Origin of the sequence: Stenotrophomonas sp. Br8 (assembly GCF_014763005.1) — a bacterium.
Taxonomy (GTDB): Bacteria; Pseudomonadota; Gammaproteobacteria; order Xanthomonadales; family Xanthomonadaceae; genus Stenotrophomonas; species Stenotrophomonas lactitubi.
Map to the genome: position 1 here is coordinate 23,456 of NZ_JACGTN010000024.1, position 6,077 is coordinate 29,532.

7 protein-coding genes are annotated in these 6,077 nt (G+C 66.5%); 2 read left to right on the forward strand and 5 right to left on the reverse strand.

What is annotated here, in order from left to right; genetic code table 11:
* Positions 1-25: 25 nt before the first annotated feature.
* The 4 genes from H3005_RS19755 to H3005_RS19770 form a co-directional block, all read right to left on the reverse strand.
* Positions 26-517, reverse strand: coding sequence for a transposase (locus tag H3005_RS19755; RefSeq protein ID WP_100551729.1), 492 nt, complete (start codon positions 515-517; stop codon positions 26-28).
* A gap of 207 nt (positions 518-724) precedes the next feature.
* Positions 725-1,675 (reverse strand): aspartate carbamoyltransferase catalytic subunit, encoded by a 951-nt coding sequence (locus tag H3005_RS19760; protein ID WP_191078843.1) that lies wholly within the window; start codon positions 1,673-1,675, stop codon positions 725-727.
* A gap of 16 nt (positions 1,676-1,691) precedes the next feature.
* Positions 1,692-2,159 (reverse strand): Holliday junction resolvase RuvX, encoded by a 468-nt coding sequence (ruvX, locus tag H3005_RS19765; protein ID WP_025874031.1) that lies wholly within the window; start codon positions 2,157-2,159, stop codon positions 1,692-1,694.
* Positions 2,152-2,718 carry a YqgE/AlgH family protein gene (locus H3005_RS19770; protein WP_099819255.1) on the reverse strand — a complete coding sequence of 189 codons (567 nt, stop codon included), beginning with the start codon at positions 2,716-2,718 and terminating at the stop codon, positions 2,152-2,154. Before H3005_RS19770 ends, ruvX begins: the two co-directional genes overlap by 8 nt.
* Positions 2,719-2,799: 81 nt before the next feature.
* Between H3005_RS19770 and H3005_RS19775 the strand changes: the two genes are divergently transcribed.
* Together H3005_RS19775 and H3005_RS19780 are read left to right on the forward strand one after the other, a co-directional pair.
* Positions 2,800-4,611 carry a DUF4153 domain-containing protein gene (locus H3005_RS19775; protein ID WP_100551728.1) on the forward strand — a complete coding sequence of 604 codons (1,812 nt, stop codon included), beginning with the start codon at positions 2,800-2,802 and terminating at the stop codon, positions 4,609-4,611.
* Positions 4,608-5,153, forward strand: coding sequence for a DNA-3-methyladenine glycosylase I (locus H3005_RS19780; RefSeq protein ID WP_191078844.1), 546 nt, complete (start codon positions 4,608-4,610; stop codon positions 5,151-5,153). The genes H3005_RS19775 and H3005_RS19780 overlap by 4 nt, the downstream gene beginning before the upstream one ends.
* A gap of 33 nt (positions 5,154-5,186) precedes the next feature.
* Here H3005_RS19780 and H3005_RS19785 read toward each other — a convergent pair whose 3' ends face one another.
* The gene (locus H3005_RS19785; protein ID WP_025874035.1) at positions 5,187-5,894 is read right to left on the reverse strand and encodes a YitT family protein; all 708 of its coding nucleotides are present in this window, start codon (positions 5,892-5,894) and stop codon (positions 5,187-5,189) included.
* Between the last annotated feature and the right edge of the window lie 183 nt (positions 5,895-6,077).

The following is a 6,077-nucleotide window of genomic DNA, read 5'->3' on the forward strand; positions in this document are numbered from 1 at the left end:
GGTGGGTGCCGACCGTTGGTCGGCACTATCTCTCCGATCCCATATGTTCAATTGACTGGAATCTCCCTTCAACTTCCCATCGACACCACGCATGGGGATATTCACCAAGCTGCGCGGTCAGCCCTGCCCTGATCGGATTCCCCAACACGTACATCGCATGACGGAACAGTGATTCATCGGAGCGGATCGCGTGATCGTGATAGCTCGATTGCCAGAATCGTCCCGATCGGCCGAGCATGCGGTTGATCCGCAATGCACTGCTCGATTTGAAGCGTTGCATGATGTAGTCCAGCGAGAACGCGCGGAGCTCCACAAGCCAATGAATGTGGTCCGGCATGACCACATAGGCAAGTGAGTGCGTCAGGCCTTCAGTATCAATGCGGCGGACCACGTCCATCACCACCTGCGCCGCAATGGCATCGTCGAAGTGGCGTCGACGCCCCTGAGTGACGGTGGTCAGGATGTAGGGTTGCCCGATCCGGGAATGGCGGCCAAGGCATAGGCGTGCACGGTTCATGGGCCCAAGCGTGTACCTACGGGCAGTCCCCTTCTATCGGGCAACCACTCCGATGCAGGTAGGCCTGTAGCCAATCAATGGTTGCGCGCAGCACCACGGGACTGATTGCTCTGTGCCGACCAACGGTCGGCACCCACCTAGGCTGTTCAGGGTGAATTCCTTTGTGCTGACCAGCGATCGGCCCCCACCCAATCGGGACGCGCGGTCTCAACCCAGCAGGGTTTCCAGCACAGCCATGCGTACGGCGACGCCGTTGGCGACCTGGCGCAGCACCCACGACTGCGGGCCGTCGGCTACTTCGTCGGTCACTTCCACGCCGCGGTTGATCGGGCCCGGGTGCAGCACGGCTGCGTCCTTGCCGGCGCGGGCCAGGCGTTCGGTGTTCAGCCCGTACTGCGCGTGATACTGCTCCAGCGACGGCACCAGCCCTTCTTCCATGCGCTCGCGCTGCAGACGCAGCATCATCAGCGCGTCGACGCCTTCCAGCATCGCGTCGAAATCATCACTCACCACACAGCCCTTCAGGGTGTCGTCGTCCGGCAGCAGCGACTGCGGGCCGCACACGCGGATCTCGCCGACGCCCAGCGTGCGCAGCGCATGCAGGTCGGTGCGGGCCACGCGCGAGTGCTTGACGTCACCGACGATCACCACCTTCATCTTCGAGAAGTCCGGGCCCTTGGCCTGGCGCAGGGTCAGCATGTCCAGCAGGCCCTGGGTCGGGTGCGAGCTGCGGCCGTCGCCGGCATTGATCAGCGCGGTGCCCTCGCCCGCCACGGCGGCCAGCGCGGCCACGGCGCCGTCATCCGGGTGGCGTACGACGAAACCACGCACGCCCATCGCTTCCAGGTTCTTCAGCGTGTCGCAGGCGGTTTCGCCCTTGCGCGTTGACGAAGTGGAGGCGTCGAAGTTCAGCACGTCCGCACCCAACCGCTGCGCCGCCAGATGGAACGAACTGCGGGTACGGGTGGAGGGTTCGAAGAACAAGGTGCACACCGCCGATCCGCCCAGCACGTGGCGCTTGTTGCCGACACGGCCGACCGCGGCATCGCGGATCTGGCCGGCGCGGTCGAGCAGCTGCACCAGGGTGTCGCGGGGAAGACCTTCAAGCGTCAACAGGTGGCGCAGGCGGCCGGAGTCATCGAGTTGCTGGGCGGTCATGGCGGGGTTCGTATCGTCAGGGAATGGGAATGGCGTCGTCCGGCGACGACAACCAGCGGTCGATGATCACCGCCGCAGCCACGGCATCGAGGGCGGCCGCATCGCGGCGACGCTTGCGCCCTTCGGCACGTTCGACGGCGAAGCGGCGGGCGGCCTCGACCGAGCTGGAACGCTCGTCGATCATCACCACCGGCAGTTTGAAACGTTCCCGCAGCTGGCGGGCAAAGCCCTGCGCGCGCTTGCGGTTGGGCTGGTCCTGGCCGTCCAGGGTCAGCGGATCGCCAACCACCAGGCCATCGGGCTTCCATTCCTTGAGCAGGCGTTCGATCGCCGCCCAGTCGGGACCATTGCCGTGCACATCGACCACGGCCACCGCGCGCGCATGCGCGGCGAACGCACTGCCGATCGCCACACCGATCCGGCGCGAGCCGACATCGAAGCCGAGCACGGTGCCATCGCGGCGGATGAGGGCCGGCTCAGACATGGCCGCTGTAATCGGTCAGCCGGAACAGATCGACGCCAATGCGCGAGGCGGCACCCTGCCAGCGCTGTTCCAGCGGCAGCTGGAACACCAGCTCGGCGTCGGCCGGCACGGTCAGCCAGCTGTTTTCGGACAGTTCGCTTTCCAGCTGACCGGCACTCCAGCCCGCGCAGCCCAGGGTGACCACGGCATTGGCCGGGCCTTCGCCGCGCGCCATCGCCTCGAGGATGTCACGCGAGGTGGTCAGGTACAGGCCGTCACCGACGACCAGGCTGGAATCCCACGCGCGCGCATCGTCATGGATGACGAAACCACGTTCGGGATGCACCGGCCCGCCATTGAGCACCGGACGCGCCTGCAGACCACCATCGACGGTGGCGATGTCCATCTGCGCCAGCACTTCGCCCAGGGTGTACTCGGAAGGCTGGTTGACCAGCACCCCCATTGCCCCGTTCTCGTCGTGCTGGCAGATCAGCGCAACGGTGCGGGCGAAGGTGGCGTCGATCAGCGACGGCAGCGCCACGAGCAGGTGATTGGCGAGGGAAGTCGGCGTTACTGGCATGGGCGTCATTCTAACCGCTGCGGCAGGATGCGGGCGCGAAGGGATGGGCTAGGATGGCGCTCTTGCAAGGAGGACGACCCGATGCAGCAGGACGCAACGCTGTCATGGCCCACCCGCAGCATGATCGTGTTGATCGCATTGCTGCAGGGGCTGATGCTTTTCGCCGCCCAGGAACTGGCCGATCAATGGCCGTTCCGGGACATCGGCTGGCGCTACTGCTGGTATGCCTGGGTATTGACCGTGCCCACCGCGGTGGCCTTGACGCTGGTTGATCTGAAGGCGTGGCGCCTGTGGCTGCACGCCGGGCTGGCCTCGGTGCTCGTCCTCGCGCTGGCCGCCTGGGCCGCCTGGAACCTGAGCGGAGAAACCGCGCTGTATGCGGCCGTGCTGCAGGTTCCGCTCTCGGTCTGCCTGGCGGTTGCCACGTTCATTGCCCTGCCCTGGTGGCAGTTCCGCCTGCACGCGGGTCATTGGCGGGCCGACTACGGCGCACTGTTCGAACGTGCGTGGCAGAACGGTCTCACGCTGGTGCTGGCGGCGGTGTTCACCGGCTTGACCTGGCTGCTGCTGTGGTTGTGGGCAGCGCTGTTCCGGATGGTCAAGGTCGACTTCTTCCACGAGCTGTTCGGCAGTGACGCCTTCATCGCCTTGGCCACCGGCATGCTGGCGGGCTTCGGCGTGCTGATCGGGCGCACCCAGCATCGCGCGATGCAGATCACCCGCCAGGTGCTGTTCGCCATCTGCCGCGGCCTGCTGCCGTTGCTGTCGTTCATCGCAGTGTTGTTCGTGCTGTCACTGCCGTTCACCGGGCTGGCGCCGTTGTGGGCCACGCGCTCGGCCGCCAGCCTGCTGCTGGTGCTGGCGGTGCTGCTGATCAGCCTGGCCAACGCGGTCTACCAGCACGACGACGGCACCCCGCCCTACCCGGCATGGCTGCGCCGGCTGGTCGAGGCCAGCCTGCTGGCATTGCCGGTCTACGCCGGCCTGGCGTTGTACGCGATGACCCTGCGGGTCAGCCAATATGGCTGGACCCTCTCGCGCTTCTGGGGCTTCGCGGTTGCGGTGCTGATCGCCGGCTATGCCATCGGCTACGCCTTCGCCGCACTGCGCCGGCAGGGGCGTTGGCTGCATCGGCTTGAGCCGGTCAACCGCTGGATGTGCTGGACCGTGCTGGCCACGGCACTGCTGGCCATATCCCCGGTGATCGACCCGGTGCGCATCACCTTGGCCAGCCAGATGAAGCGCCTGCGCGCCGATCCGGCATTGATGACCGCAGACGCGGCAAACCAGCTGCGTTTCGAGCTGGGCCGCCGTGGTGTGCAGGCGCTGCGCACGCTGCAGAAGGCACCGTCGTTGGCGGCCGATACCCGCGCCTCCAGCATCATCGTGCAGGCACTGGCCCGGCAGAAGCGCGAGTCGCGCTGGGACAACGACATCGACGATGGCGTGCGCGACCTGGCCGGCCTGAAGGCACGGATCGTGCTGGCCAAGGGCACCGCATCGCCAGCCGATGACTGGTGGCAGGCAGTACTGGATCGGCGCTTGAGTGCGGGCGATTGTCTGGACGACGACAAGATCGGCGACAAGCGCTGCGTCGCCCTGCGTCGTGACCTGGACGGCGATGGCGAAGATGAAGTGCTGCTGTGCATGACCAGTCTGTACAGCGGTCCGCGCTGCCAGCTGCACGTGCGTGAACCCGCTGGCTGGAGAAAGGAGGGTGATGTTTCCTTCCAGGACGTTGACCAGCGCACTTCGGACGAGGCCCCACAGGCCCTGCGCGATGGCCGCCTGACCGTGCAGCCGCCACGCTGGCCGACGCTGCTGCTTGACGGCGCGGCGGGCCAGCTGGAGATTGATCGCAGCAAAGACCGCGCGGAGGCGGCAACACCATGAGCGGATACTGCCGCATCGCCCCGGGCCACCCGGTGCACGAGTACTACCACGCCAACGAATATGGTTTCCCGCAGCGCGATGAGCGCGAGCTGTTCGAGCGCCTGCTGCTGGAAATCAACCAGGCTGGCCTGAGCTGGGAAACCATCCTGAAGAAGCGCGAGGGATTCCGCGCGGCCTATGACGCCTTCGACGTCGATCGTGTCGCCGCCTATGCCGAGCAGGACATCGAGCGCCTGCTGTCGGACCCCGGGATCATCCGCAACCGCTTGAAGGTGCTGGCGGCGATCCACAACGCACAGGTGATCCAGCAGCTGCGCCAGAGCCACGGCAGCTTCGCCGCATGGCTGGACGCGCACCACCCGCGCAGCAAGGCCGACTGGGTAAAGCTGTTCAAGAAGACCTTCCGCTTCACCGGTGGCGAGATCACCGGCGAGTTCCTGATGAGCCTGGGCTACCTGCCGGGCGCGCATGCCGAGGACTGCCCGGTGCACGCCAAGCTGCTGAAGCTGGCGCCACCGTGGGTGCAAGCCCTGCCCCGGTAGTGCCGGCCGCTGGCCGGCATTGCCGGTGAGCCGTCAGACGCCCATGTAGCGACCTGGGCGGTGGTTGAACATCAGCACCAGGCTGAGCACCACCGCACCGATGGCCGAGTACATCACCTTCGACGGCGACAGCACGAAGAACGCAGCCACCATCAGGCACGCATCGAAGGACATCTGCACCTTGCCGGCGCTCCAGCCACGGGTGCGCTGCAGGTACACCGCCAGGATGCCGATGCCGCCAAGGCTGGCGCGGTGGCGGATGAAGAACAGGATGCCCAGGCCGGACAGCGCGCCACCGACCAGCGCCGAGTACAACGGCGCGATATGCGAGAAGTCGGCCCAGCGCGGCAGGATGTCGGTCAGCAGGCCGCAGGCGGTGACCGCCGCGAACGTCTTCAGTGTGAATTCCCAGCCCATGCGGCGCACGGCCACCCAGTAGAACGGCAGGTTGACCAGCACGAACACCAGGCCGAAGTTCCAGCCCATGGAGTAATGAAGCAGGAAGGCCATGCCGGCCATGCCGCCGATCATCAGCCCGCCCTTGGCGAAGATGGCCAGGCCCAGCGAGGCCACCAGCATCGCCAGCACCATGCCCTGCACGTCCTCGGCGACCGAGTGGCGCAGTGCCTTCTCATCGGCGGGGGTGCCGGCAACATCGGGCGGCGGGGTCAGCGGGCCAGCGGTGACCAGGTGGCCGTCAGCGTCGTCGCACGGCGCCGGGCCATGGGATTGGAGGGACATACAGGTGGGGGCACTACGGGTGGGGAGCGGTATTAGACACGATCTGCATGACCGTTGCAGATGAAATCGTTCAGTTGGGAGTTCCGGCGAACGGCGCAGCCCCTCGTGGCTGGGCGGCATACTGCCTCCAAATCTGGCAGTGGGCCGGGCGGGTGGGCTGTGCAGGGGGCGCTGCAAGTACGT